The 25285-nt window shown below is 75.1% G+C and carries 22 protein-coding genes; 7 read left to right on the top strand and 15 right to left on the bottom strand.

The annotated features are described in order from the left end of the window. Window positions 1-39: 39 nt before the first annotated feature. From U5M74_RS03490 to U5M74_RS03455, 8 genes are all read right to left on the bottom strand, one after another. Window positions 40-1086, bottom strand: a complete 1047-nt coding sequence (locus U5M74_RS03490; RefSeq protein ID WP_410906179.1) for an iron-siderophore ABC transporter substrate-binding protein — start codon at window positions 1084-1086, stop codon at window positions 40-42. 90 nt (window positions 1087-1176) lie between these two features. Then, a complete protein-coding gene (locus U5M74_RS03485; protein ID WP_410906385.1) occupies window positions 1177-1995 on the bottom strand; it encodes an ABC transporter ATP-binding protein in 819 nt (272 codons plus the stop codon). A 98-nt stretch (window positions 1996-2093) separates the two neighbouring features. Further along, complete coding sequence (locus U5M74_RS03480; protein ID WP_410906178.1) at window positions 2094-3176, bottom strand: FecCD family ABC transporter permease; 1083 nt, start codon at window positions 3174-3176, stop codon at window positions 2094-2096. 4 nt (window positions 3177-3180) lie between these two features. Further along, window positions 3181-4239 (bottom strand): FecCD family ABC transporter permease, encoded by a 1059-nt coding sequence (locus tag U5M74_RS03475; protein WP_410906176.1) that lies wholly within the window; start codon window positions 4237-4239, stop codon window positions 3181-3183. Between the two features lie 94 nt (window positions 4240-4333). Continuing rightward, window positions 4334-4720, bottom strand: a complete 387-nt coding sequence (locus U5M74_RS03470; protein ID WP_410906383.1) for a Fur family transcriptional regulator — start codon at window positions 4718-4720, stop codon at window positions 4334-4336. An 8-nt stretch (window positions 4721-4728) separates the two neighbouring features. Then, window positions 4729-5628: a metal ABC transporter permease gene (locus U5M74_RS03465; protein WP_069984723.1), complete on the bottom strand. Its 900-nt coding sequence runs from the start codon at window positions 5626-5628 to the stop codon at window positions 4729-4731. A gap of 41 nt (window positions 5629-5669) precedes the next feature. Next, entirely contained in the window at window positions 5670-6500 is an 831-nt protein-coding gene (locus U5M74_RS03460) for a metal ABC transporter ATP-binding protein (RefSeq protein ID WP_410906174.1), read from the bottom strand. Next, window positions 6497-7447, bottom strand: a complete 951-nt coding sequence (locus U5M74_RS03455) for a metal ABC transporter solute-binding protein, Zn/Mn family (RefSeq protein ID WP_410906172.1) — start codon at window positions 7445-7447, stop codon at window positions 6497-6499. Before U5M74_RS03455 ends, U5M74_RS03460 begins: the two co-directional genes overlap by 4 nt. Before the next feature lie 251 nt (window positions 7448-7698). Between U5M74_RS03455 and U5M74_RS03450 the strand changes: the two genes are divergently transcribed. The 3 genes from U5M74_RS03450 to U5M74_RS03440 all read left to right on the top strand — a co-directional run bounded on the left by U5M74_RS03450 (window position 7699) and on the right by U5M74_RS03440 (window position 12375). After that, on the top strand, window positions 7699-9099 hold the full coding sequence (locus U5M74_RS03450; RefSeq protein ID WP_410906170.1) for a glycine--tRNA ligase: 1401 nt from the start codon (window positions 7699-7701) through the stop codon (window positions 9097-9099). 178 nt (window positions 9100-9277) lie between these two features. Then, a complete protein-coding gene (locus tag U5M74_RS03445) occupies window positions 9278-10843 on the top strand; it encodes a 2-oxoadipate dioxygenase/decarboxylase family protein (protein ID WP_410906168.1) in 1566 nt (521 codons plus the stop codon). Continuing rightward, entirely contained in the window at window positions 10840-12375 is a 1536-nt protein-coding gene (locus U5M74_RS03440) for an aldehyde dehydrogenase family protein (protein WP_410906166.1), read from the top strand. Before U5M74_RS03445 ends, U5M74_RS03440 begins: the two co-directional genes overlap by 4 nt. Window positions 12376-12424: 49 nt before the next feature. Here the strand turns inward: U5M74_RS03440 and U5M74_RS03435 are convergent, their stop codons facing one another. Genes U5M74_RS03435 through U5M74_RS03420 form a run of 4 tightly spaced genes read right to left on the bottom strand, consistent with a single transcriptional unit; the run spans window position 12425 to window position 15406 of the window. Continuing rightward, window positions 12425-13144 carry an amino acid ABC transporter ATP-binding protein gene (locus tag U5M74_RS03435; RefSeq protein WP_410906381.1) on the bottom strand — a complete coding sequence of 240 codons (720 nt, stop codon included), beginning with the start codon at window positions 13142-13144 and terminating at the stop codon, window positions 12425-12427. Window positions 13145-13161: 17 nt separating this feature from the next. Beyond that, window positions 13162-14052, bottom strand: a complete 891-nt coding sequence (locus tag U5M74_RS03430; RefSeq protein WP_410906164.1) for an amino acid ABC transporter permease — start codon at window positions 14050-14052, stop codon at window positions 13162-13164. After that, window positions 14049-14897, bottom strand: coding sequence for a transporter substrate-binding domain-containing protein (locus tag U5M74_RS03425; RefSeq protein ID WP_410906163.1), 849 nt, complete (start codon window positions 14895-14897; stop codon window positions 14049-14051). The genes U5M74_RS03430 and U5M74_RS03425 overlap by 4 nt, the downstream gene beginning before the upstream one ends. 56 nt (window positions 14898-14953) lie before the next feature. After that, window positions 14954-15406: a MarR family transcriptional regulator gene (locus U5M74_RS03420; protein WP_410906161.1), complete on the bottom strand. Its 453-nt coding sequence runs from the start codon at window positions 15404-15406 to the stop codon at window positions 14954-14956. A gap of 45 nt (window positions 15407-15451) precedes the next feature. On the opposite strand from U5M74_RS03420, the gene U5M74_RS03415 reads away from it, so the two are divergent. From U5M74_RS03415 to dusB, 4 genes are all read left to right on the top strand, one after another. Next, the gene (locus U5M74_RS03415) at window positions 15452-16483 is read left to right on the top strand and encodes an ABC transporter substrate-binding protein (RefSeq protein ID WP_410906159.1); all 1032 of its coding nucleotides are present in this window, start codon (window positions 15452-15454) and stop codon (window positions 16481-16483) included. 98 nt (window positions 16484-16581) lie between these two features. Beyond that, window positions 16582-18024 (top strand): APC family permease, encoded by a 1443-nt coding sequence (locus tag U5M74_RS03410; protein ID WP_410906157.1) that lies wholly within the window; start codon window positions 16582-16584, stop codon window positions 18022-18024. Beyond that, window positions 18021-19031: an acetamidase/formamidase family protein gene (locus U5M74_RS03405; protein ID WP_410906155.1), complete on the top strand. Its 1011-nt coding sequence runs from the start codon at window positions 18021-18023 to the stop codon at window positions 19029-19031. The genes U5M74_RS03410 and U5M74_RS03405 overlap by 4 nt, the downstream gene beginning before the upstream one ends. 28 nt (window positions 19032-19059) lie before the next feature. Beyond that, entirely contained in the window at window positions 19060-20277 is a 1218-nt protein-coding gene (gene dusB, locus U5M74_RS03400; RefSeq protein WP_410906153.1) for a tRNA dihydrouridine synthase DusB, read from the top strand. A 24-nt stretch (window positions 20278-20301) separates the two neighbouring features. Here the strand turns inward: dusB and U5M74_RS03395 are convergent, their stop codons facing one another. The 3 genes from U5M74_RS03395 to U5M74_RS03385 all read right to left on the bottom strand — a co-directional run bounded on the left by U5M74_RS03395 (window position 20302) and on the right by U5M74_RS03385 (window position 25095). Continuing rightward, window positions 20302-22080 carry a bifunctional metallophosphatase/5'-nucleotidase gene (locus U5M74_RS03395; RefSeq protein ID WP_410906151.1) on the bottom strand — a complete coding sequence of 593 codons (1779 nt, stop codon included), beginning with the start codon at window positions 22078-22080 and terminating at the stop codon, window positions 20302-20304. 175 nt (window positions 22081-22255) lie between these two features. Beyond that, entirely contained in the window at window positions 22256-24001 is a 1746-nt protein-coding gene (locus U5M74_RS03390; protein ID WP_410906149.1) for a glycoside hydrolase family 13 protein, read from the bottom strand. After that, on the bottom strand, window positions 23998-25095 hold the full coding sequence (locus tag U5M74_RS03385) for a LacI family DNA-binding transcriptional regulator (RefSeq protein WP_410906147.1): 1098 nt from the start codon (window positions 25093-25095) through the stop codon (window positions 23998-24000). Before U5M74_RS03385 ends, U5M74_RS03390 begins: the two co-directional genes overlap by 4 nt. Window positions 25096-25285: the final 190 nt, after the last annotated feature.

The following is a 25285-nucleotide window of genomic DNA, read 5'->3' as shown; positions in this document are numbered from 1 at the left end:
CAGCGCAGCGGCGCCAGACGTCCGGCGCCAGGCAGCGCGTCAGCCCAGCGTGGTGGAGATCTTGTCGATCAGCGTCGGGAGGCCACCCTCCCAGGTGAAGGTGAGCGCCGTCGGCGGGGAGACGGACGACACCGTGACGGGGTCGAAGACCTGCGCGACCGCGCCGGCCTTGACGGCAGGGATCGCCTGCAGCTCCGGCGCGGTGAGCGCGGCCTGCGCCTCCTCCTCGGTGTTCGAGTAGGTGATGACGAAGTCCGACTGGAGCTTGTCGAGCTCCTCGTCGCTGAGGTCGTAGTAGAACCCGCCGTCCGAGGTGTCGAGCTCGGAGACCGCGGGGGCGATCTGCAGCCCCAGCTCCTCGAGGATGTTCACGCGCGGGTCGGCCGGCGTGTAGACGGAGACGTACCCGTCGCCGTCCCAGATGCCGGCGAAGGTCTTGCCCTCGAACTCGGGGTGGGCGGCCTTCTGCTCGGCCAGGAAGTCGTCGATGCCGCTCAGCACCTCGTCGCCGGCCTCGCTGCGGCCGAGCGCCTCGGCGACGATGGAGATCTCCTCGTCCCACTGCGTGGTCCAGGGCGCCTCGGGGTAGGCGACGACGGGCGCGATCTCGCTGAGCAGGTCGTACTGCTCCTGCGTGAGGCCCGAGTAGGGCGCGAGGATGAGGTCGGGCTCGGCCGCCACGAACTCCTCGTAGGGCACCTCCGCCCCGGTGCCGTCGTCGGTGAGCATCGCCGGGTGCTCGACGCCCGCCTCGTCGTAGGCCTCCTCGACCCACGGCAGGAGGTTGCCCTCGCCCACGGTGTAGCGCTGCTCGCCGACGGCGACGGGGTAGACGCCGACCGCGATCGCGGCCTCGGTGGAGCCCCAGCCCCACGTGGCCACGCGCTGCGGCTCGTCCTCGATCGTCACGTCGCCCAGGGCGGACTGCATCGTGATCGGGAAGGTGTCGGTGGCGCCGCCGGCGCTGCTCGAGGCGGGCGAGACCTCCTCGCCGCCCGAGGGGGACGACGACGAGCAGCCCGCGAGGGACAGGGCGGCCGCGGCCACGAGACCGGTCGCGGCGGCGAGGGAACGGCGAAGGCGCACGTGCACTCCTCGGTGAGCTCACGGAGGACCGTGAGACGCTGATGATGAGGTAAGGCTAACCTACGTTCGCCGACGGGCGAAGCGGCCGTCTCAGCCGTCGGCGCCGGAGCGGTGGCGCCCCATCGGCACGACGAGCGGCGTGCCCGACACCGGGTCCGGCACGACCGTGGCGTCGAGCCCGAAGGCGCGCTTCACGATCTCCTGGGTCAGCACGTCCTGCGGCGCCCCCTGCGCCACGACGGCGCCGGCCGACATGACCACGAGGTGGTCGGCGTACCGGGCGGCGAGGTTGAGCTCGTGCAGCACCATGACCACGGTGGTGCCGCGCTCGGCGTTGAGGTCGGCCAGCAGGTCGAGGAGGTCCACCTGGTGGGCGACGTCGAGGTACGTCGTCGGCTCGTCGAGCAGCACGACGTCGGTCTCCTGGGCGAGCACCATGGCGATCCAGACCCGCTGGCGCTGGCCGCCGGACAGCTCGGCGACGGGGCGGTCGGCCAGGTCGGCGACGCCGGTGGCCGTCATCGCACGCGCCACCACGGCGTCGTCGTCGCTCGAGTGCCGCCCGAACCACCCCTGGTGCGGGTAGCGGCCGCGGCCCACGAGCTCGGCGACGCGCACGCCGTCCGGCGCGACGGACGACTGCGGCAGCACGCCCACGCTGCGCGCCAGCTCCTTGCGCGGCACGTCCGTGACGTCCCGGTCGCCCAGCAGCACGCGGCCGGACTCCAGCGGGTGCAGCCGCGCCAGGCCGCGCAGCAGCGTCGACTTGCCGCAGGCGTTGGGCCCGACGATCGCGGTGACGCGGCCGGCGGGCAGCTCGAGGTCGAGGCCGTCGATGACGCGGCGGCCGTCGTACCCGATGCTCACGCCGGCGGCGCGCAGCGACGGCGCGGTCGCGGGCCCGGGCACGGCGGGGCCGCCGGGCGCGGCAGGGTCGGCGGGGTCGGCGGGCGCCGCGGCGTGCGCGGCGGCGGACGGCCCGACGGCCGACGGGGACGGGCTCCGGGTCACGCGCGGACCTTCCTTCCGGAGGACGAGCGGCCGCTGAGCAGCCACAGCAGGTACGGGGCGCCGACGATGCCGGTGACGACGCCGGCGGGCGCGACGAGGGACCCGAGGGCGTGCTGGCCCACGACGTCGGCGGCCAGGACGAGCACGGCGCCGACGGCCGTGGAGGCCACCAGGTCGGAGCCGCCGTCGTCGAGCAGCCCGCGGGCGACGGCCGGCGCGACGAGGGCGACGAAGGCGATCGGCCCGGCGGCGCTCGTCGCGACGGCGACGAGCCCGACGGCGACCAGCAGCGTCGTGACGCGGGCGGCGTCGACGCGCACGCCGAGGGCCCGGGCGTTGTCGTCGCCGAGCGTGAGGGCGGGCTGGGTGCGGGAGACCGCGACGGCCGCCGCGCCCAGGACGACGACGCCGACCACGAGCAGCGCCAGGGGCGTGCCGCGCACGTCGGCCACGGAGCCGATGGTCCACCGCAGCGCCGTCTGGGCCTCGCGCACCTCGGCCCGCGCCATGAGCCAGGCGAGCAGCGAGCCGCACACGTACGCGACGCCGACGCCGACCAGCACGAAGCGGATCGAGTGCAGCCCGCGGCGCCAGGCGAGCAGCCAGATCGCCAGGGCCGCGGCCAGGGCCCCGCCGAACGCGAAGCCGGCCACGGCCACGCCCTGCACGCCCAGGCCGAGCAGCGCCCACACGGCGCCGAGGCTGGCGCCGGTGGAGACGCCGAGGATGTCGGGGCTCGCGAGCGGGTTGCGCAGGGTGGACTGGAACAGCGCCCCGGCGAGGGCGAAGGCGGCGCCGGCGAACAGGGCGGCGAGCACGCGCGGCAGGCGCAGGCGCTGCACCACGAAGACGTCCCCGGGGTCGCCGAGGCCCAGGGCGCCGGCGAGGGCGCGGCCCGGCGTGAGCCCGGCGGCGCCGAGCGCGAGGGCGACGGCGGCCAGGGCGAGGCCGAGCGCGAGCGTCACGGTCAGCACGAGCGCGTGCCGGCGGCGGCGCGCCTGGCGCAGGGCGGCGACCCTGTCGGCCGCGGCGGCTGCGGCGGCTGCGCCGCGCGCGGGGGCGGGGGAGGAGACGGTCATCGCGTCACACCCCCGCCACGGAGCGGCCGCGGGCGACGGCGACGAGCACGGGCGCGCCGAGCAGGGCCGCGACGACGCCCGCCTCGAGCTCGGAGTGCGGCACCACCAGGCGCCCGACGACGTCGGCGCCCAGCAGCATCACCGGGCCGAGCACGGCGGCCAGCGGCATGACCCAGCGGTAGTCGGTGCCGACGAGGCGGCGGGCGGCGTGCGGCACGGCGAGGCCGACCAGGGCGATGGGGCCGGCGAACGCGGTCGCCGTGCCGGCGAGCAGGACGATGGCCACCGCGGCGAGGCCGCGCGTGACGCGCACGTCCTGGCCGAGCGCGGCGGCGACGTCGTCGCCCATCGCGAGCAGCGTGAGCCGGTGGGCCAGCAGCGCGGCGAGCACGACGCCGACGACCAGGAACGGCCACAGCGCCGTCACGGCATCCATGCCGCGGCCGGTGAGCGAGCCGACCGCCCAGAACCGGTAGGCGTCGAACGCGTCGACGTCCCGGAGCAGGACGAGCGCGATGACCGGCGTGACGAATGCGGTGAGCGCGGCGCCCACGAGCGCCAGCCGCGCGGGGTGGGCGCCGCCGACGGAGAAGACGACGACGGCGGCCAGGGCCGCGCCGGCGAACGCGAACCACACGAACCCGAGCGGGGTGGTGACCCCGAGGAACGACACCGACAGCACCACGGCGAGCGACGCGCCCGGGGTGATGCCGAGCAGGCCCGGGTCGGCGATGGGGTTGCGGGTCACGCCCTGGATCACGGTGCCCACGCAGCCGAGCGCCACGCCGGCGAGCAGGCCGAGCACCGTGCGCGGCACGCGCTGGCCGAGCACCACGGCCTGGTCCACGTCGTCGGGGTCGGGTGCGGTGAACGCGGCCCAGACGTTCGCGGGCGCGATCGTCCGGACGCCGAGCAGCAGGCTCGCGACGACGACGAGCGCGAGCACGACGACGGCGCCCGCGACGACGAGCAGGTGGCGTCGGGCGCGTCCGCGCAGGTCCGGCGGGGTCGCCGGCACACGCGCGACCGGGGCGGACGCCCCGGTCGCAGGCGAGGTAAGCATTACCTAAGAATCGCACAGCGGAGGCGCCCCGGGGAACGGGTGTGTCCCGGGTCACGTCCGCGGTCGTCGTGGCCGGCCCGGCGCGGTCAGGCGGTCACGCGGTCGCGGCGGCGCGGCAGTCCGCGCAGGTGCCCCACAGCTCCACGGTGTGCTCGATGTCGGCGAAGCCGTGCGCGGCGCCCATCGCCGAGGCCCACGCCTCGACGGTGGGCCCGTCGATCTCGACGGTGCGGCCGCAGGAGCGGCACACCAGGTGGTGGTGGTGCTCGCGGCGCGCGCAGCGGCGGTAGAGGCTCTCGCCCTCGCCGGTGCGCAGCACGTCGACCTCGCCGCCGTCGGCCAGGGCCTGCAGCGTGCGGTAGACCGTGGCGAGCCCGACGCCGTCGCCGCGCGCGCGCAGGGTCTCGTGCAGCTGCTGGGCGCTGCGGAACTCGGTGGACTCGTCGAGCGCCTCGGCGACGGCAGCACGCTGCCGGGTCATGCGGACGGTCACGGCTCGCACTCCTTCCCCCCGGCCACCGCGGGCGCGGGCGTCACGGCGACGTCGTCCGGGATGTCCGGGTGCGGGTCGTGCGCCGGCGCGCGGCGCGCCAGCAGCGGCCGTGCGGCGGCCGCGAGCACGTACACCCCGATGGCCAGGACGACGATCGTCGCACCGGGCGAGACGTTGTTCCAGTAGGTGATGGTGAGGCCGGCGACGCAGACGACGACGCCCACGGCGGCGGCGACCGCCATCGTGCGCCGGAACGCGTGCGTGAGCTGCTGGGCGACCGCGACGGGCACGATCATCAGCGCCGAGACGAGCAGCAGCCCCACGACGCGCATCGACACGGTCACCGTGAGCGCCGCGAGCACGGCGACGGCCATGTTGAGCAGCCACACGGGCAGGCCCGCCGCCACGGCGAACTCCTCGTCGTGGCTCACGGCGAACAGCGCGGGGCGCAGGCCGACGCCGACCGCGAGGATGACCGCGCACAGCACCACGGTGGTGACCAGGTCGCCGGTGGTCACGGTGGAGATGGAGCCGAACAGGTAGGACATCAGGCTGCCCGAGGAGCCGCCCGCGATGCCGATGAGCAGCACGCCGCCGGCGATGCCGCCGTAGAACATCAGCGCGAGCGCGAGGTCGCCGGACGTGCGGCCCCGGCGGCGCACCACCTCGATCAGCACCGAGCCGACCACGGCGGCCACGACGGCCCCCGGGATCGCCAGCGCGTCGTTCGGGGCCAGGCCCATGGCGGCGCCGACCAGCCAGCCCAGCGCCACGCCGGTGAGCGCCACGTGCCCGATGCCGTCGCCGAGCAGCGACAGCCGGCGCTGCACCAGGTAGGTCCCGACGACCGGCGCGGCGGCGCCGACGAGCAGCGCGGCCAGGAGCGCGCGCCGCATGAAGGGGTCGGTCAGCAGGGCCACGACCTCGTCCGCGGGGCTCACGGGCGCACCTCCGTCTCGATGCCGAGCGCCGGGTCGAGCAGCCTGCCGCCCGGCTCGCCCCGCCGGGGGGCCATGTCGTCGCCCGCGTGCGGGTGCACGTGGTCGTGGTCCAGGGCGGAGTGGTCGCCCAGCGCCGCGGGCGGCGGGCCGTCGTGCACCACGCGGCCGTGGCGCAGCACGACGGCGCGGGTCACCAGCGAGGCGAGCTCGCCGAGCTCGTGCAGCACCACCAGCACGGTCAGGCCGCCGTCGACCAGGGCGGCCATGGTGCGGGCGAACTGCTCCTGCGAGGGCCGGTCGACGCCGGCGACCGGCTCGTCGAGCACCAGCACCTCCGGGCGGCGCACGAGCGCGCGGGCGATGAGCACGCGCTGCTGCTGGCCGCCGGAGAGCTGGCCGATGGCGTCGTGGGCGCGGTCGGCCAGGCCGACCTGGTCGAGCGCCTCGCGCACGCGGGTGCGCCAGCCGCGCGGCGGGCGGAGCCGGCGCGGGTGCAGCAGCCCGGAGGCGACGACCTCCTCCGCCGTCGACGGCACGCCGCCGCCGGCGCTGACGCGCTGGGGCACGTACCCGACGCGCTCGAGCGGGGGCACCGTGACGGTCCCGGACTCGGCCTGGAGCACGCCGACGATCGTGCGCACGAGCGTGGACTTGCCCGAGCCGTTGGCGCCGAGCAGCGCGACGACCTCGCCGGGGCGCACGGCCAGGTCGACGCCGCGCAGCACGTGGCTGGCGCCGAGGCGCACGTGCACGCCGCGCGCCTCGATGACCGGGGCGCCCGCGCCGGCGGCCGGCGCGACGCCGGCGCCCGCCGTCACCGCGGTCATCCGCACACCAGCCCCTGCTCGAGGGTCTCGAGGTTGCTCTGCATCACGCTCACGTAGTCCTCCCCGGACGCCACGGCGTCCTCCGACAGGCCCTCCAGCGGGTCGAGCACCGCCGTCGCGACGCCGAGGTCCGCCGCGAGGGTCTCGGTGACCTTCGGGCTGACGAGCGTCTCGCTGAAGAGGGTGGACACGCCGCTCTCCTGCACGACGGCGCCGATCTGGCGCAGCCGGGCCGGCGAGGGCTCCGCCTCGGGGTCCAGGGCGCTGATGCCCACCTGCTCCAGACCGTACCGCTCGGCGAGGTAGCCGAACGCGGCGTGCGACGTGACCAGCGTGGCGCCCGAGCAGGCGGCGAGGCCCTCGGCGTACTCGGCGTCCAGGTCGGCCAGCGTCTGCTCCAGCGCCGCCGCGCCGGCCTCGTAGTCCGCGGCGTGCTCCGGGTCCGCGGCCGACAGCTGCTCGGCCACCGGGGCGGCGAGCTCGGCCAGCAGGTTCGGGTCCGTCCAGAAGTGCGGGTCGAGCTCGCCGAGCGCCCCGTGGTCGTGGCCGTCGTCCGCGGAGTGCTCCTCGTGCTCCTCGGCGGCGCCGTGCGCCTCGAGGGTGACGACGTCGGCGGCGTCGAGCACGTGCTCGGGCGCGCGCGCCTCGACGCCCTCGTCGACGGCGCTCTGGAAGCCCGACAGGTAGAGCACGACGTCGGCGGTGCCGATCTCGCGCACCTGGGCCGGGGAGAGCTCGAGGTCGTGCGGCTCCGCGGCCGGCGGCGTCAGGTTGTCGACCCGCACGTGCTCGCCGCCGACCTGCTGGGCGACGTACTGCAGCGGGTAGAAGGAGGCGAGCACCCGCACCGTCCCGTCGTCGCCGGCGGCGCCGCTCGAGCAGGCCGCGAGGGCCAGGGGGAGGGCGAGCGCGGGCACGGCGAGGAGGGCCGGGTGTCGACGATGCATGAGAATCATTCTCAGGAGCCGTGAGAACGATTGTCAAGTTCCGGCGGGCCGGCCCGTGCGGCGGGCGCCGCGGCGGCGTCCCGGCCGGTAGGCTGGTCGGGCTGTTCACCCGTCCCGGCCCGTCCCGCCGTCCTCGCCGACCATGACCTGTCCTGACCTGACCTGTCGTGGCCCGGCGCGGCCCGGGGCGCCGGCTCTCCGTCGGCCCGCAGGAGCCACCTGCGGGCCCGTCCCCTCCAGGAGTGATCCCCGTGGCCGCTGCGCCCTCCGCCACCGCCCGCCTCGACGCCGTCGTCTCCCTCGCCAAGCGCCGAGGTTTCGTCTTCCCGTCGGGCGAGATCTACGGAGGCACCCGCTCCGCCTGGGACTACGGCCCGCTGGGCGTGGAGCTCAAGGAGAACATCAAGCGCCAGTGGTGGAAGGCCATGACCCGGCGCGACGACGTCGTGGGCCTCGACTCCTCGGTGATCCTGCCGCGCCAGGTGTGGGTGGCCTCCGGCCACGTCGGGGTCTTCACCGACCCGCTGACCGAGTGCCTCAGCTGCCACAAGCGCTACCGCGTCGACCAGATGCAGGAGGAGCACGCGGAGAAGAAGGGCATCGAGGACCCGGAGTCGGTCTCCCTCGACACGCTCGCGTGCCCCAACTGCGGCACCCGCGGGCAGTGGACCGAGCCGCGCGACTTCAACATGATGCTCAAGACCTACCTCGGCCCCGTCGAGGACGAGTCCGGTCTGCACTACCTGCGTCCGGAGACCGCCCAGGGCATCTTCGTGAACTTCGCGAACGTCGCGTCGGTGAGCCGCAAGAAGCCGCCGTTCGGCATCGCGCAGATCGGCAAGTCGTTCCGCAACGAGATCACGCCGGGCAACTTCATCTTCCGCACCCGCGAGTTCGAGCAGATGGAGATGGAGTTCTTCGTGGCGCCGGGCTCGGACGCCGAGTGGCACCAGTACTGGATCGACACCCGCATGGCCTGGTACCGCGACCTCGGCATCGGCGAGGACAACCTGCGGCTGTTCGAGCACCCCCAGGAGAAGCTGTCCCACTACTCGACCCGCACGGTCGACATCGAGTACCGGTTCGGGTTCACCGGCTCGGAGTGGGGCGAGCTCGAGGGCATCGCCAACCGCACCGACTTCGACCTCAAGACGCACGCGGAGCACTCGGGCAAGGACCTGATGTACCGCGACCCGGTCTCGAACGAGAAGTACTACCCGTACGTCATCGAGCCGGCCGCGGGCCTCACCCGCTCGCTCATGGCCTTCCTCGTCGAGGCCTACGACGAGGACGAGGCGCCCAACACCAAGGGCGGCGTGGACAAGCGCACCGTCCTGCACCTGGACCCGCGCCTCGCTCCGGTCAAGGCCGCCGTGCTGCCGCTGTCCAAGAGCGCCGACCTGCTGCCCACCGCGGAGAAGCTGGCCGCCGAGCTGCGCGAGCACTGGAACGTCGAGCACGACGTCACCCAGGCGATCGGCAAGCGCTACCGCCGCCAGGACGAGATCGGCACGCCGTTCTGCGTCACCGTCGACTTCGACACGCTCGAGGACCAGGCGGTCACCATCCGTCACCGCGACACGATGGCGCAGGACCGCGTCGCGCTCGACCAGGTGGCCGGCTACCTGGCGCAGCGCCTGCCGGGGGTCTGACCCGGCGCGCCGGCCGCACCCGGCTCGAGGGCCCGGACGGGCACCATCCCCTCGCGGGACGGTGCTTGTCCGGGCCCTTCGCCGTCCCGCCGGAGATCCACCGGCCGTCGGGCATACCCGCGGGACATTCGTCGGTGCTACGTTCCCGTGAGGGGACACGACGACGTGGAGGGACGCCATGCCCGCACCGACCGCCGGGGGCCGCGAGCCCGGGTCCGTCGGGCCCGGACCCGGGTTCCTCGAGCCCTGGCAGCTGCGGGCGGCGTTCGCCCGCTCGCTGTCCGACATGTACGGCCACGAGGTGCCGGCCTACACGACGCTGCTGGAGGTGGCGCACGAGGTCAACGCCGACGTGGCCGCCGCGCGGGGCGCCGACGCCGAGCGCCTCGGGTCGATCGAGCGCGTCACCGCCGAGCGCCACGGCGCCATCCGCGTCGGCACCCCGCGCGAGCTGGCGCAGGTGGCGCGGGTCTTCGGCGCGATGGGGATGCACCCGGTCGGCTTCTACGACCTGCGCGACGCCTCCTCGTCGTCGGTCCCGGTGATCTCCACGGCGTTCCGGCCCGTCGAGCGGGCCGAGCTGGCGCGCAACCCGTTCCGGGTCTTCACCTCGATGCTCGTGCCGTCCGACCGCCGGTTCTTCGGCGCCGACCTGCAGGCGCGGCTCGAGCGGTTCCTCGACGCCCGCACGCTGTTCGGCCCCGCGCTGCTGGCGCTCGCGGACCGCGCGGAGGCCGACGGCGGCCTGGCCGCCGCGGACGCCGAGGAGTTCCTGCGGTTGGCCACGCAGGCGTTCGAGCTCTCGCGCGAGCCCGTCGACCAGGCCTGGTACCGCGAGCTCGAGGCCGTCTCGGCCGTCGCCGCGGACATCGGCGGCGTCGCCAGCACGCACATCAACCACCTGACCCCGCGCGTGCTGGACATCGACGACCTCTACGCCCGCATGCAGGCGCGCGGCATCACGATGATCCCCGCGATCCAGGGACCGCCGCGGTGGGAGGGGCCCGACGTGCTGCTGCGCCAGACGTCCTTCCGGGCGCTCGCCGAGCCGCGGCTGTTCCGCACGCCCGACGGCGCGGTGGTCGAGGACGCGCTGCGCGTCCGGTTCGGCGAGGTCGAGGCGCGCGGCATCGCGCTCACCCCGGCCGGCCGCGCCGTGTACGACGCCGCCGTCGTCGAGGTCGACGAGCGCGCCGCCGGGCTGGGGGAGGCCGCCCGCCAGGACCTGGCCCGCGCGGTGTGGCGCGCCGCCTTCCCGGCCTCGGAGGCGGGGCTCGTCGCGCGCGGCCTGGGGTACTTCACGTACGCGGTCGACGACGCGGTCGACGACGCGGTCGACGACGCGGCCGACGGCGGCGGCGCGGCCGACGACGGTGTCCGCGACCCCGCCGCCCGGCTCGCGGCGCGGGTGCGGCGCGAGCCCGTCGTCTACGAGGACTTCCTGCCGCGCTCGGCCGCCGGCATCTTCCAGTCCAACCTCACCGACGAGGGCGCCAAGGACGCCACCCAGGAGGGCGCCGAGCGCGACGCCGACTGGATGTCCGGCGCCGTCGGCCGCGAGCTGCACGACCCGTTCGCCCTCTACGCCGCCCAGGTGGCCGACTCCCTGATGGCGGCGGCCGGCCGCCTGGGCGTGGCCCCGGACGTGCTGGAGCGGGCGACCGCCCTCGACGCCCACGACCCCGCTGCGCTCGACCCCTCGGACCCTTCCGTCCCGACCCCGCCCCAGGGAGCACCGGCATGACCACGACCACCCCGTCCATGCTCACCGCCGAGCTGCGCGACGCGGCGCTCGCCGCGCTCGAGCGGCTGGGCGCCACGCCGCCCGCCGCCGACGCGGGGCTGGCGGCGGTCTCGCCCCTGTCCGGCGAGCCGATGCTGCACGTGCGGGAGGCCACGGCCGGCGACGCCTCGGCGGCGGTGGGCGAGGCCGCCGAGGCGTTCCGCACGTGGCGCTCCGTGCCCGCGCCGGTCCGCGGCCAGGTCGTCAAGCGCCTGGGGGAGCTCATCGCCGAGCACCGGGCCGACCTGGCCGAGCTCGTGACGATCGAGGCGGGCAAGATCACCGCCGAGGCGCTCGGCGAGGTCCAGGAGATGATCGACGTCTGCGACCTCGCCGTCGGTCTCTCGCGCTCGCTCGGCGGGCGCACGCTGCCGTCCGAGCGGCCCCGTCACCGGCTCATGGAGACGTGGCACCCGCTCGGCGTCGTCGGCCTCGTCACCGCGTTCAACTTCCCCGTGGCGGTGTGGGCGTGGAACACGGCGGTGGCGCTCGTGTGCGGCGACACCGTCGTGTGGAAGCCCTCGGAGCGCACGCCGCTGTGCGCCCTCGGCGCGGCGACCCTGCTCGAGCGCGCGCTGACCGAGGCCGGGGCCCCCGCCGGGGTGCACCGGCTCGTCCTCGGCGGGCGCGCGGCGGGGGAGGTGCTCGTGGCCGACGAGCGGGTCGCGCTGCTGTCGGCCACCGGCTCGGAGCGGATGGGCCGGCAGGTCGCCCCCGTCGTCGCCGCGCGCGGCGGCCGCTACCTGCTGGAGCTCGGCGGCAACAACGCCGCCGTGGTGACGCCGTCGGCCGACCTCGACCTCGCGGTGCGCGGCATCGTGTTCGCCGCCGCCGGCACCGCCGGGCAGCGGTGCACCACGCTGCGGCGCGTCATCGCCCACCGGTCCGTCGTCGACGACCTGGTGGAGCGGCTGGCGGCCGTGTACCGGTCGCTGCGCGTCGGCGACCCGCGCACCGAGGGGGTGCTCGTGGGGCCGCTCGTCGACGCCGCGGCGGGCGACGCCATGGCCGCGGCCGTCGCCGAGGCGGTGGCCGACGGCGGCGAGCTGGTCGTCGGCGGGCAGGCGGTCCAGGTCGACGGCGCGCCGCGGGCCACGTACGTCGCCCCGGCGATCGTCCGGGTGCCTGGACAGGGCGACGTCGTGCGCCGGGAGACCTTCGCCCCGGTCCTCTACGTGCTCGCCTACGACACGCTCGAGGAGGCCATCGAGCTGCACAACGCCGTCCCGCAGGGCCTGTCGAGCGCGATCTTCACGCTCGACGCGCGGGAGGCCGAGGTCTTCCTGTCGGAGGCCGGGTCGGACTGCGGCATCGTCAACGTCAACATCGGTACCTCGGGCGCCGAGATCGGCGGGGCGTTCGGCGGCGAGAAGTCGACGGGCGGCGGCCGGGAGTCCGGGTCGGACGCGTGGAAGCAGTACATGCGCCGGGCCACCAACACGATCAACTACTCGACCGAGCTGCCGCTGGCGCAGGGCGTCACCTTCGCCTGACCGTCCGGGCCGGGCGCCCGGGCGCCCGAGCAGTTCCGGGCGCCCGCGCTCAGTGCGTGAGCACGCGGGCCAGGAACTCGCGGGTGCGCGGCTCACGCGGCGCGACCAGGATCTCGGCGGGCGGCCCCTGCTCCAGCACGCGGCCGGCGTCGAGGAACACCACGCGGTCGGCGACGTCGCGGGCGAAGGCCATCTCGTGGGTGGCCATGAGGATCGTCGCGCCGCGGGCCTTGAGCGAGCGCACCAGGTCGAGCACCTCGCCCACCAGCTCCGGGTCCAGCGCGCTCGTGATCTCGTCGAGCAGCAGCAGCTCCGGGTCGGTGGCGATCGCGCGCACGATGGCCACGCGCTGCTGCTGGCCGCCCGAGAGCGTGTCGGGGTAGGCGTCCGCCTTGGCGGCCAGGCCGATCGACGCGAGCAGCTCGCGGCCGCGCGCCTCGGCCTCGGCCCGGGGCCGCCTGTGCACCACGCGCGCCGCGAGGGTCACGTTGTCCAGCACCGACAGGTGCGGGAACAGGTTGTAGGACTGGAACACCGTGCCGATGCGGGCGCGGACGGCGTCGCCGTCGACCCGCGGGTCCGACACGTCCTCGCCGGTGAGGAAGATCTGCCCGTCGTCGATGTGCTCGAGCAGGTTGGCCGTGCGCAGCAGCGTCGACTTGCCCGACCCGCTCGCGCCGATGAGCGCGACCACCTCGTGGCGCTGGATTTCCAGGTCGATGCCGCGCAGCACCTCGTGGTCGCCGAACGCGCACCACACCCCGCTCATCCGCAGGACCGGCTCGCTCACACCACGCTCCCCATCTGCTCGCGGGCGCGTACGCGCGCCGAGTACCAGTCGGTCAGCCGGATCATCGGCAGGGCGAGCAGCACGAACAGCAGGCCGGCCACCACGTACGGCGTGAAGTCGTAGTACCGCGACGTCTCGATCTGCGCCGCCCGCACCGCGTCGACGGCGCCGAGCACGGAGATCAGGCCCACGTCCTTCTGCAGCGCGACGAAGTCGTTCATCAGGGCCGGCGTCACCTTGCGCAGGGCCTGCGGCAGCACGACGCGGCGCATCGTCTGCCCGTGGCTCAGGCCGAGCCCGCGCGCGGCCAGGCGCTGGGACGGGTGCACGGCCTCGATGCCGGCGCGGAACACCTCGGCCACGTAGGCGCCGTACACGAGCACCAGGGCGATGGTGCCCCAGACGGCGGCGTCCATCCGGGGGAAGAACCGCAGGCCGGGGACGCCGAAGCCGACCAGGTACAGCACGATGATCAGCGGGATGCCGCGGAACAGGTCGGTGTACCCCGCGGCCAGGGCCCGCAAGGGGAAGAACACCGGGCCGCGCAGCGTGCGCACGCTCGCCACGAGCAGGGCGAGCAGCACGACGCCGACGCTGGCCACGAGCAGCACGCGGACGTTCAGCCACAGCCCTTCGAGCACCCGCGGCAGGGAGCGCCACGCCGCCTCGGGGTCGAAGAACGCGTCGGCCACGCGCGGCCACCCGGGCGTGGCCCGCAGCACGAGCACGACGACCGCGACGAACACCAGCGTGCTGACCAGGCTCACCACGACGGAGCGGTAGCCCTGGCGCTTGCGGAACGCGCGGCGCCGCAGCTCCAGCGCGCTGGGCGCGTGGGGCGTCGCCGGCCCGGCCACGGCAGGCCGGGACACCGCGGGCTCGGTCACTGCAGCACCGGCGCGGCGCCGGCCGAGCCGAGCCACTCGTCCTCCAGCGCGGCGAGCGTGCCGTCCTCGCGCAGCGCGTCGACGGCCGCGCTCACGTCGTCGGTCAGCGGGGAGTCCTTCTCCAGCACGAACCCGAGCTCGTCGCCGCCGGCCGAGTCGGGCAGCTGGCCCACGATCACGCCGCCCTCGAGCTCGGCGCCGACGAGGTAGAACGCGGTGGGCAGGTCGACGACGATCGCGTCGACCTGGCCGTTCTGCAGGGCGAGCTTGGCGTCGTCGTTGGTGTTGAACACCTGCACGCCGGCGGCGGGGGCGATCTGCGCCTCGGCCGCCTCGAAGCTCGTGCTGCCCGACGCCGCGCCGACCGCCAGCGGCTCGAGCTCGGCGAGCGAGGTGGCGCCGGCCGCCGGGGTGCCCTCGAGCGTCACCACCACCTGGGCCGTCGTGTAGTACGGCGTCGAGAAGTCGACGGCGGTGCGGCGCTCGTCGGTGATGGTGAACTGCTGGACGTTGAGGTCGAAGTCCTTCGGCCCCGGCGCGATCGCCTGCTCGAACCCGGTGCGCACCCATACGACGTCGTCCTGCGCGAAGCCCAGCTCCTCGGCCACGGCGTAGGCGACGGCGGCCTCGAACCCCTGGCCCGAGGCGGGGTCGTCGTCCTCGACCCAGGGGGAGTAGGCAGGCTCGCCGGTGGCGACCGTCAGCTTGCCCGGCGTGACGTAGCCGGCGTCGGGGCCCGCGCTCGAGGCGTCGCCCGTGGCGCCGTCGTCGGCGGGGGAGCAGGCCGCGACGGCGAGCAGTGCGGCGACGGACAGGGCGGAGGCGGCGAGGCGGGCGGCGCGCATGAGGACAGTGTGGCGCATGCGGGCACGTCGCAGGAGACCCCGTCCCGCGCGGCGCGTCACCGCGCCGCGGGGCCCCCGGCGAGGCCGCCGGCCGCGCGCCGGACCCGCGCGGCGTCGGGCGTCGCGAGCTCCTCGGCGACGGCGGCGTCCCACGCCGCGACGAGGTGGCGCAGCCGGCCGAGCCGGTCGCGGCCGGTGTCGGTGAGGCGGACCGTCAGGCGGCGTCGGTCGCCCGGGTCGGGCAGCCGGAACAGCGCCGCCGAGTCCTCCAGGGCGTCGACCACCCGGCTCAGCGTCGCGTTCGGCAGGCCGGACGCCTCGGCGAGCCGGCCCATCGTCGGGCCGTCGAGGCGGTCGACGAGCTCCAGCGTGCGCCACTGGTCCACGGTGGTGGCCTCGTCGGCGAGCGCCACCGCGAGGCCCGCCGCGAGCCGGCGCTGCAGCCGCTCGGCCACCACGAGCAGCTCGCTCGCGGTGAGCGGCCGGTCGTCGCCGGTCGTGGGCGTCACGCGTCCTCCGGGATCGGGGCGGGGCGTGCCCCGATACTGGGGCACGTGGACTCGTCGCCGGTCAGCCTAGTGCTCGCCCTGGAGGCGACGCTGCGCGGCCGCGCCGCGGGCGCCGTCGCCGTCGGGCTGCTCACGCCGCTGTCCGGGGTGATGGGCATCGTCGGCTCCGCCGTCGTCAACTGCGCCCGGCTGGCGGCCGAGCAGTTCGCCGAGCGCACCGGCCGGCCGGTCGAGCTCGTCCTGGTCGACGCCGGCGACCGGCCTGCCGCCGTGGCGGCGCAGGCCCGGTCGCTCGTGCTGGGCGGCGCCGTCGACGGCCTGGTCGGGGCGCACACGTCGGACGTGCGCTCGAGCGTCGCGCAGGCGGTCGAGGGGCGGGTGCCGTACGTCTTCACCCCGCCGCACGAGTTCGCCCGGCCGCAGCCGGCGTCGGTGCTCACCGGCGTCGACCCGGTGGGGCAGCTGCGGCAGGCGCTCGGCCGGCTCGCCCGCCGCGAGGGGGCGCGGCGCTGGTTCCTCGTGGGCAACGACTACGTGTGGCCCCGGCACGTGCACCGCGCCGCCGTCGCGATCCTGCGCGACCTGGGGCACGAGGTGGTCGGCGAGCGGCTGTCCCCGCTCGGCGGGCACGAGCCGGCCGCCGCGCTGGACGCCATCGCCGCGGCCGGCGCGGACGGCGTGCTGGTCTCGCTCGTGGGGCGCGACGGCGTGCGCTTCCACCGGGCGGTCGCGGAGGCCGGGGTGGGCGAGGACTTCCTGCGGCTGTGCACCGCGCTCGACGAGAGCTGCCTGTACGCGGTGGGCGGCGACGACTCCGGGCGGCTCTACACGGCGATGCCGACGTTCCTGGCGATGCAGGACGACGAGCACCTGCGGCTGCTCGAGGCGTACACCGCACGGTTCGGCCCGGACGCCCCCGTGCCCGGGGCGTACGCCGAGGGCTGCTACCGCGGCACCGGCGTCGTGCTGGGGCTGTGCGCCGGCGTGCCGGGCGCGGCGCTCGCGGCGCCGTCGGCCGGGGCGGCCGCCGTGCTGGCCCGGGCCGAGGGGACCGAGCTGCGCGTCGTGGGCGGCTGACGCCCGCGTCGTCCGCGATGCGGGCGCGTAACGTGGACGACATTTCCGGATGGAAACATGCGTGCGTCCCGTCACTCGCACTCGCGAAGGAACCGCCCATGTCCAGCACGGCACCGACGAGCGGCGTCGAGCAGTTCGGCTACTCCCAGGAGCTGCGCCGCCGGCTCAGCTACTCCGACCTCATCGTCTACGGCCTGGTCTTCATGGTGCCGATCGCGCCGTTCGCGATCTTCGGCAGCGTCTACCAGACCAGCGGCGGCATGCCCCCGCTGGCGTACGTCGTGGGCATGCTCGCCATGATGTGCACCGCCAGCTCCTACGCCCAGATGGCGCAGGCGTTCCCGATGGCCGGCTCGGTCTACACCTACGTCGGGCGCGGGGCGACCCGCCCGCTCGGCTTCGTGGCCGGCTGGATGATCCTGCTCGACTACGTGCTGATCCCGAGCCTGCTGTACCTGGCCGCGGGCATGGCGATGGCAGGCATGGTGCCGGCCGTGCCGGTGTGGGCGTGGGTCGTCGGCTTCATCGTGCTCAACACCGCGATCAACTACCTCGGCATCACGCTGACGGCGCTGACCAACAAGGTCATGCTCGCCGCCGAGCTCGTCGTGCTCGCCATCTTCCTCGTCATCGGCGTGGTCGCCGTCGCGCAGGGCAAGGGCAACGGCTTCTCGCTCGAGGCCTTCTTCAACCCCGAGACGTTCACGCCGAGCATCGTCCTGGCGGCCGTGTCCATCGCCGTGCTGTCGTTCCTCGGCTTCGACGGCATCTCCACCCTCGCCGAGGAGCACACCGGCACCACCAAGCAGCTCGGCCGCTCCATGTTCCTGGCGCTGCTCGTCGTCGGCCTGGTCTTCATCGCCCAGACCTGGGTCGCGTCCATGCTCGTGCCCGACCCCGCCGGCCTCGTGGCGAACGGTGACCCCGACGGCGTCGCCTTCTACGAGGCGGCCGAGGTCGCCGGCGGGCACTGGCTGTACGTGCTCACCGCCGCCGCGACCGCCGTCGCGTGGGGCTTCGCCAACGCGCTGGTGGCCCAGGCGGCCACGTCCCGCCTGCTGTTCGCGATGGCGCGCGACCGGCAGCTGCCCGCCTTCCTCAAGAAGGTCCACCCCAAGCACGGCGTGCCGGTCAACGCCACGTTCCTCGTGGCGGGCGTCTCCCTGGTGCTGGGCATCTGGCTGACCTACCTGCCCGACGGCCTGGCCACCATCTCCACGCTGGTGAACTTCGGCGCGCTGACCGCCTTCCTCATGCTCAACGCCACCGTGGTGTGGTTCTTTGTGGTCAAGCAGCGCTCGCGGCGCTGGGGCGTGCACGTGGTGCTGCCCGTGGTGGGCTTCCTGGTGATCGCCGCGGTGATGCTCAACGCCCGCCCGTACGCCCAGGCGATCGGCCTGGTGTGGCTCGCCGTCGGTGTGGTGCTGGCCGTCGTGCTGCGCCGCCGCGGGCGCATCGACCTGCCCGAGGAGCCGGCCACCACCCCTGTGGCCGCCGGCTCCGTCACCGACGCCGACGACGCGAAGGAGACCGTCCGATGACCGTCCACCGCCTGGACCCCGGCCCGGGGGAGTACTCGTACACCTTCGGCGGCGCCGAGCCGCGGCTCGCGGTGCGCCCCGGCGACCTCGTCGAGGTCAGCACCGAGGACTGCTTCGGCGGCCGGGTCACCTCCCCGGACCAGCTGCCCTCCGACGTCGTGCCGTTCACCGAGCTCAACCCGGTCTCCGGCCCGATCGAGGTGGCGGGCGCCGAGCCCGGCGACCTGCTCGCCGTGCACTTCGTGTCCATCGTCCCGGCGCGCCCGTACGCGATATCCAGCACGTTCCCGCACTTCGGGGCGCTGACGACGACGCACGAGACGGCGATGCTGCACGCGCCGCTCGAGGAGCGGGTGTGGTTCTACGACATCGACCTCGAGTCGTGGACCGCCACCTTCCGCGCCCGCACCAGCGACTACGAGGTGCGGTTGCCGCTCGACCCCATGCACGGCACGGTCGGCGTCGCGCCGGCCGGCGGCGAGGTGCGCCTCGTGAGCACGCCGTCCACCCACGGCGGCAACATGGACACCCCCGAGGTCCGCGCCGGCGTCACGCTGTACCTGCCGGTCAACGTCCCGGGCGCGATGCTGTCCATCGGCGACGGGCACGCCCGCCAGGGCGAGGGCGAGGTCTGCGGCACCGGCCTCGAGAGCGCGATGCACACCGTCGTGGCGGTCGACCTGGTCAAGGGCGCGGCGCCCGCCTGGCCGCGGCTGGAGTCGGACGACTTCCTCATGACCACCGGGTCGGTCCGCCCGCTGGAGGACGCCTTCCGCATCAGCCAGAAGGAGCTGGTCGACTGGACCGGCGAGCTCACCGGCATGGACGTGCTCGACTCCTACCAGCTCGTCAGCCAGGCGGGGCTCGCCCCGGCCGCCAACGTGTGCGACCCCAACTACACGATGGTGGCGAAGCTGCCCAAGACGGTGCTGGGCGGCGCGGGCGCCTACGGCGACGTGCACGCCCGGCTGCGGGCGGCCGGCGCCGAGTACCTGGCCTCCCGCTGAGCACGGCCCCGGGGGCGACAATGGACGGATGACCGCGACCCTGGACACGAAGGACCAGGCTGCCCCCGCCACCGGCGAGCGGGTGCTGCCGCCGCTGCAGATCGGCCCGATCACCGTGGACACCCCGGTGGTGCTGGCGCCGATGGCGGGCGTGACGAACACCGCCTTCCGCACCCTGTGCCGCGAGGCCGGCGCGTCGACCGGCCACGACCCCGGCCTGTACGTGGCCGAGATGGTCACCAGCCGCGCCCTGGTCGAGCGCAACCCCGAGGCGCTGCGCATCGTGACCTTCGGCCCGGAGGAGCAGCCGCGGTCGGTGCAGGTGTACGGCGTCGACCCCGCGACGGTCGCGGCGGCGGTGCGGCTGATCGCCGCCGAGGACCGCGCCGACCACGTCGACCTCAACTTCGGCTGCCCCGTGCCCAAGGTGACCCGCAAGGGCGGCGGCGGCGCGCTGCCGTGGAAGCGGCAGCTGTTCACCGACATCGTGCGCGCGGCGGTCCGCGCGGCCGAGCCGTACGGCGTGCCGGTGACCGTCAAGATGCGCAAGGGCATCGACGAGGACCACCTCACCTACCTCGAGGCCGGCCGGATCGCGCAGGACGCCGGCGCGGCCGCGGTGGCGCTGCACGCGCGCACCGTCGCCCAGCACTACTCCGGCGAGGCCGAGTGGGAGTCGATCGCCCGCCTCAAGGAGGTCGTGACCCGCATCCCGGTGCTCGGCAACGGCGACATCTGGTCGGCCGACGACGCGATCCGCCTGGTGCGCGAGACGGGCGCCGACGGGGTCGTCGTCGGCCGCGGCTGCCAGGGCCGGCCGTGGCTGTTCGCCGACCTCGCCGCCGCGTTCCACGGCGAGGTCGTGCGGGTGCGGCCCGGGCTGCGCGAGGTCGCCGAGACCATCTACCGGCACGGCGAGCTGATGATCGAGTTCTTCGACGGCGACGAGGGCAAGGGCATGCGCGACCTGCGCAAGCACATGGCCTGGTACCTCAAGGGCTACGCCGTCGGCGGCGACGCCCGCCACGCCCTGGCCATGGTCTCCACGCTGGCCGAGCTGCGCGAGCGGCTCGACGCCCTCGACCTCGACGCGCCCTACCCGGGCGAGGCCGCCGAGGGCCAGCGCGGCCGCGCCGGCTCGCCCAAGACGCCGCACCTGCCGTACGGCTGGCTCGACTCGCGCGAGCTCGACGCCGAGTGGGAGGCCAAGCTTCGCGAGGCAGAGCTCAGCGTCAGCGGCGGCTGACCCCCGCCCTCCTCGACTGCCGCGTCAGCCCGAGACACGCTCGCCGTCCACCGTCAGCCACCAGGACTCGTCCCAGAAGTCGGCCGGGTCGATCGCCCCGCGGTCCTGGGCCCAGTCGATGAGCAGCTGGCGGATCTCCTGCTGCTCGTCGTGGACGACCGGCGCGGACGCGACGTGCGGGAACCCGCCGCCGCCCGAGCGGCGGTAGTTGTTCACCGCGACGACCACCTCGGCGTCGGCGGCCAGCGGCGTCCCGTCGGCCAGGGTGAGGCTCTCGACCCGCGAGCCGACCGGCTGCGACAGGTCCACCTCGTAGCGCACGCCCGACAGCAGGTCGAGGTTGTAGTCCGGGGTGCCGCCGGCGGCGGTGTCGCGCGCGGGGTCGAACGTGCCGCCCGCCGGGACGGTCGCGAAGTACCTGTTGGAGTACTCCAGGTAGTCCTTCACCTGCGCGCCGGTCATCGCCACGGCCTGCAGCGTGTTGTCGTACACGTACAGCCCGGCGATGTCCTTCACGGACACGTCGCCGGCGGGAAAGACCGCCGTGCGGGAGAAGGGCGCGGCGACCGACAGGACCGGCAGGTCGGCGTAGGCGGTCCCGTCCAGCGCGGCGTCGACCGTGTCGGTCTGCACCTGCTGGATGAAGTCGATGATCGGGGTGTCCTCGTAGCGGGACGTCGCGGCCGACAGCTCCTGCGCCGAGGTGGCGACCACCTGGTTGACGTAGTCGACGGTGGTGCGGTGCTGCTCGCCCACGAGGTCGAGGACCTCCTGCGACTCCGGGTAGTCCTTGGTGCGGATCGCCGTGGCCGACGTCGACGCGACGGTCCACCTCCCCCGCACCTTGGCCAGCGACAGGTCGACCCGCGAGACGGTCGAGCCGAACCGGTACGGCTGCGTCAGGAGCACGTCCTCGCCGGTCACCTCGTTGGTGACGACCTGCGACGGCCGGTCGAGGTGGGTGTGGCCGACCACCATGACGTCGATGCCGGGCACCGTGCGGGCGATGACGTCGGACGCGTTCTCCGGCGGCGCGACGCTCTCGTCGTAGGACGAGGCGCCGGTGCCCGAGTGGGAGAGCACGACCACGACGTCGGCGCCGGCCGCGCGCACCCGCGGCACCCACGTGCGCGCTGCCTCGGCCATGTCCTGGAACTCCAGCCGGCCCTCGACGTTGGCCTTGTCCCAGATCGCCGAGCCCGGCGTGGTCAGGCCCAGCACGCCGACGGTCACGGGCTTGTGGCCCTTCACGTGCTTGCGCACCAGGGTGTACGGGGCCAGCGCGGGCTCGCCCGTCGCCGCGTCGAGGACGTTGGCGCCCAGCACGGGGAAGCCGACGTCCTCGGTGTAGGCGTCGAGCAGGTCGAGCCCGTAGTTGAACTCGTGGTTGCCGACCACCTGCGCGTCGTAGCCGATGGCGTCGTACGCGGCGGCCATGGGGTGCACCGCGCCGGTCTCGTCGACCGGCTCCTGGACGGCGTAGTAGTAGCTCAGCGGCGTGCCCTGGAGCGCGTCGCCGTTGTCCACGACCAGCAGGCGGTCGTCGCCCACCTCGGCGCGCACCTCGTCGACGACGGACGCGACCGAGGCCAGGCCCACGCGGTCGCCCGCGGCGTCGGAGTAGGGCGCGTCGCGGAAGTAGTCCCAGCTGGCCACGCGGCCGTGCAGGTCGGTGGTGGCGAGCATGGTCAGGTCCAGCGTGTCCGACACCTTCGGCGGCGGCGAGGCGGCGGCGGGCAGCGCTGCGGCGCCCGAGGCGGCCAGGAGCGCGGCGGTGACCGCGGCGGTGGTACGGGTCTTCACGGGAGGTCCCCCCTCGACGTGCTGATGACCGGTTCGTCCGGCCGCGCACACCCTAGGAGGTGCGGGTGACATCGAGGTGACGCGCAGCACACCGCCGGGTGACCCCCCGCGAGCGTCGCGGTCCCCGGCCTCCCGACCCGGGGAACCGGGGAACCGCGACGCTCGCGGCCCGCCGTCAGGCGTCGAGCCAGACCGTGGTGTCGGCCGGGACCGTGCCGTCGTCGCCGAGCGGCCCCGAGGCGAGCAGCACCCGCGCGCCGGCCGGCAGCGGCACCGGCGTCGCACCGAGGTTGGCCACCACGGCCGTGCCGCGGCCGTCGGCGTCCACGGTCCGGAAGGCCACGACGTCGGGCTGCGCGTCGACCCACTCGAGCCCGCCGGCGCCCAGCCGGCGCTCGCGGCGCAGCCGCAGCGCGGCGCGGTACATCTCCAGCGTCGAGCCCTCGACGCCGTCCTGGGCGTCGGCGGCGTAGCGCGCCCACTCCCGCGGCTGCGGCAGCCACGAGGCGCCGGTGGGGGAGAAGCCGAACGCCGGGGCGTCGGCCTGCCACGGCAGCGGCACGCGGCAGCCGTCGCGGCCGGCCTCCGCCTCGGCCGTGCCGCGCGTGCGGAAGAACGCCGGGTCGGTGCGGACCTCGTCGGGCAGGGTCGTGTGCTCGGGCAGACCGAGCTCCTCGCCCTGGTAGACGTACGCCGAGCCCGGCAGGCCGAGCATCAGCAGCGTCGCGGCGCGGCCGCGGCGCAGCCCGAGCTCCTCGTCCGGCTGGACGTCGGTCGCCGCGATGCCGTGCGGGCGGGAACCGGGGTCGGGCAGCCCGAGCCGCGAGGGGTGGCGCACCACGTCGTGGTTGGACAGCACCCAGGTGGTCGGCGCCCCGACGGCGTCGTTGGCGCGCAGCGACGCCGTGATCACGCGGCGGTAGGCGGCGGCGTCCCACCGGGTGGTGAGGAAGGTGAAGTTGAACGCCTGGTGCATCTCGTCCGGGCGCACGTACCGGGCCAGCCGGCTCAGCGGCTCCACCCAGGCCTCGGCGACCAGGGCGCGCTCGCCGTCGTACTCCTCGACGACCTTGCGCCACTCGCGGTAGATCTCGTGCACGCCGTCCTGGTCGAACATCGGGCCGGGGTCCCCGGCGCCGGTCACCACGTCGGCGTCCTCGCCGGCCGCCGCGGCGTCGGCGGCGGGGTCGCCCGCCGCGTCGACGGTGCCGCCGACCATCTCGACCTCGCGGCCCCAGTCGGGCAGACCCTCGGCCTTGACCAGGCCGTGCGCCACGTCGACGCGGAAGCCGTCGACCCCGCGGTCCAGCCAGAACCGCAGCACCGAGACGAACTCCGCCCGCACCTCGGGGTGGGTCCAGTCGAGGTCCGGCTGCGAGGAGTCGAACAGGTGCAGGTACCACTGGCCGGGCGTGCCGTCGGGCTCGGTGACGCGGGTCCAGGCGGGGCCGCCGAAGACGGAGCGCCAGTCGTTGGGCGGCTCGGTGCCGTCCGGGCCCTTGCCGTCGCGGAACAGGTAGCGCGCGCGCTCCGGCGAGCCCGGGGCGGCGGCCAGCGCCGCCCGGAACCACGCGTGGTCGGCCGAGGTGTGGTTGGGCACCAGGTCGACGATCACGCGCAGCCCGCGCTCGTGGGCGGCGGCGACCATCGCGTCGGCGTCGTCCAGCGTGCCGAACACGGGGTCGATGTCGCGGTAGTCGGCGACGTCGTAGCCGGCGTCCTTCTGCGGCGAGCGGTAGAAGGGGCTGAGCCACACCGCGTCGACGCCGAGGCGCGCCAGGTGGTCCAGGCGCGCGGTGATGCCGGGCAGGTCGCCGACGCCGTCGCCGTCCGAGTCCGCGAACGAGCGCGGGTACACCTGGTAGATGACGGCGGTGCGCCACCACTCGGCGGTCGGGAACGCGGCGTGGACCTGGGTCATGCTTCTCCTTCGGCGGGCGGTGGGGTGGACGGTGAGGTGGGCTCCGGAGCGGGCGGCGGGGCGCCGGCGGGGGCGGCCCCCGTCGATCCTCGCACCACGAGCTCGGGCTCGACGAGCAGCTCCGAGCGCGGGGCTCGCTCGCCGCGGATCTCGGTGAGCAGCGCCCCGACGGCGGCCCGGCAGACGGTCTGCACGGGCTGCCGCACGGTGGTCAGGGGCGGGTCGGTGAAGGCCATGAGCGGCGAGTCGTCGTAGCCGACGACGGAGACGTCGTCGGGCACGCGCAGGCCGCGCGAGCGCGCCGCGCGCACGGCGCCGAGCGCCATGAGGTCGGAGCCGCACACGAGCCCGGTGTGGCCCGCGTCGAGGAGCTCGGCCGCGGCGGCCCGGCCCCCCTCCACCGTATAGAGCCCGGAGACCACGTGCGACGCGGCGCCGGCCTCGTCGGCCGCGAGCCCGTGCTCGACGAGCGCCGCGAGGAACGCCGCGCGCTTGCGCCGGGCAGGGACGAAGCGCTCGGGCCCGATCGCCAGGCCGATCCGGCGGTGGCCCTGGGACACCAGGTGCCGCACCGCGAGGCGCACCGCCTCGGCGTCGTCGGGGGAGACCTGCGGCACGTCGACCTCGGGCGCGTGGCCTCCGACCAGCACGAACGGCACCCCGCGCTCCTGCAGGCGCAGGTAGCGCTCGCGGCCGGCGGTGGTGTCGGCGTGCAGGCCGGAGACGAAGACGATGCCGGCCACGCCGCGCTCGACGAGCGTCTCGATGTACTCGTCCTCCGTGGTGGAGCCGGGCGACTGCGTGCACAGAAGCGGGGTGTAGCCGGACTGCGCGAGCAGCGTCTCGACCGTCTGCGCCATCGCGGGGAAGACGGGGTTCGTCAGCTCGGGCACGACGAGCCCCACGAGCCCGGCCGAGCTGGCGGGCGCGCTCGGGCGCTCGTAGCCGAGGGTGTCGAGCGCCGCGAGCACGGACTGTCGCGTCTCGGGCGCGATCGTCCCCTTGCCGTTGAGGACCCGCGAGACCGTGGCGGTCGAGACGCCGGCGAGGGCGGCGACGTCCACCAGCCGAGTGCGGCCGTGGGAAGGCGGCACGGGACCTCCTCGTTCCGTGGTCGGGGCGCCAGGCGGCGCGGGGGCGATCCTGCCAGGGTGTGCAACGATCCTGCAACGGTCCGTGCAACCTTGCCGCAATGGTTGCCGAACCGGCGTCCCGCCCCCTACGTTGAGCCGCGTCAGCGCTCGGGGCAGTGCCGCGCCGGGCGACGAACCAGCACACTGGAGT

The sequence above is a fragment of the Puerhibacterium sp. TATVAM-FAB25 genome (assembly GCF_046535855.1).
GTDB classification, from domain to species: domain Bacteria; phylum Actinomycetota; class Actinomycetes; order Actinomycetales; family Cellulomonadaceae; genus Puerhibacterium; species Puerhibacterium variabilis_A.
Note: the sequence above shows the minus strand (reverse complement) of the source record. Positions and strands in the feature narration are given on the sequence as shown.

Bases quoted from the DNA above. Each gene is read 5' to 3' on its own strand.
- U5M74_RS03425 (WP_410906163.1), bottom strand. From the start codon at position 14,897: ATGCGCGCCGCCCGCCTCGCCGCCTCCGCCCTGTCCGTCGCCGCACTG.
- U5M74_RS03475 (WP_410906176.1), bottom strand. From the start codon at position 4,239: ATGCTTACCTCGCCTGCGACCGGGGCGTCCGCCCCGGTCGCGCGTGTG.
- U5M74_RS03435 (WP_410906381.1), bottom strand. From the start codon at position 13,144: ATGAGCGGGGTGTGGTGCGCGTTCGGCGACCACGAGGTGCTGCGCGGC.
- U5M74_RS03405 (WP_410906155.1), top strand. From the start codon at position 18,021: ATGACCGTCCACCGCCTGGACCCCGGCCCGGGGGAGTACTCGTACACC.
- U5M74_RS03445 (WP_410906168.1), top strand. From the start codon at position 9,278: ATGCCCGCACCGACCGCCGGGGGCCGCGAGCCCGGGTCCGTCGGGCCC.
- U5M74_RS03460 (WP_410906174.1), bottom strand. From the start codon at position 6,500: ATGACCGCGGTGACGGCGGGCGCCGGCGTCGCGCCGGCCGCCGGCGCG.
- U5M74_RS03455 (WP_410906172.1), bottom strand. From the start codon at position 7,447: ATGCATCGTCGACACCCGGCCCTCCTCGCCGTGCCCGCGCTCGCCCTC.
- U5M74_RS03480 (WP_410906178.1), bottom strand. From the start codon at position 3,176: ATGACCGTCTCCTCCCCCGCCCCCGCGCGCGGCGCAGCCGCCGCAGCC.
- U5M74_RS03440 (WP_410906166.1), top strand. From the start codon at position 10,840: ATGACCACGACCACCCCGTCCATGCTCACCGCCGAGCTGCGCGACGCG.
- dusB (WP_410906153.1), top strand. From the start codon at position 19,060: ATGACCGCGACCCTGGACACGAAGGACCAGGCTGCCCCCGCCACCGGC.
- U5M74_RS03470 (WP_410906383.1), bottom strand. From the start codon at position 4,720: ATGACCCGGCAGCGTGCTGCCGTCGCCGAGGCGCTCGACGAGTCCACC.
- U5M74_RS03390 (WP_410906149.1), bottom strand. From the start codon at position 24,001: ATGACCCAGGTCCACGCCGCGTTCCCGACCGCCGAGTGGTGGCGCACC.
- U5M74_RS03410 (WP_410906157.1), top strand. From the start codon at position 16,582: ATGTCCAGCACGGCACCGACGAGCGGCGTCGAGCAGTTCGGCTACTCC.
- U5M74_RS03465 (WP_069984723.1), bottom strand. From the start codon at position 5,628: ATGCGGCGCGCGCTCCTGGCCGCGCTGCTCGTCGGCGCCGCCGCGCCG.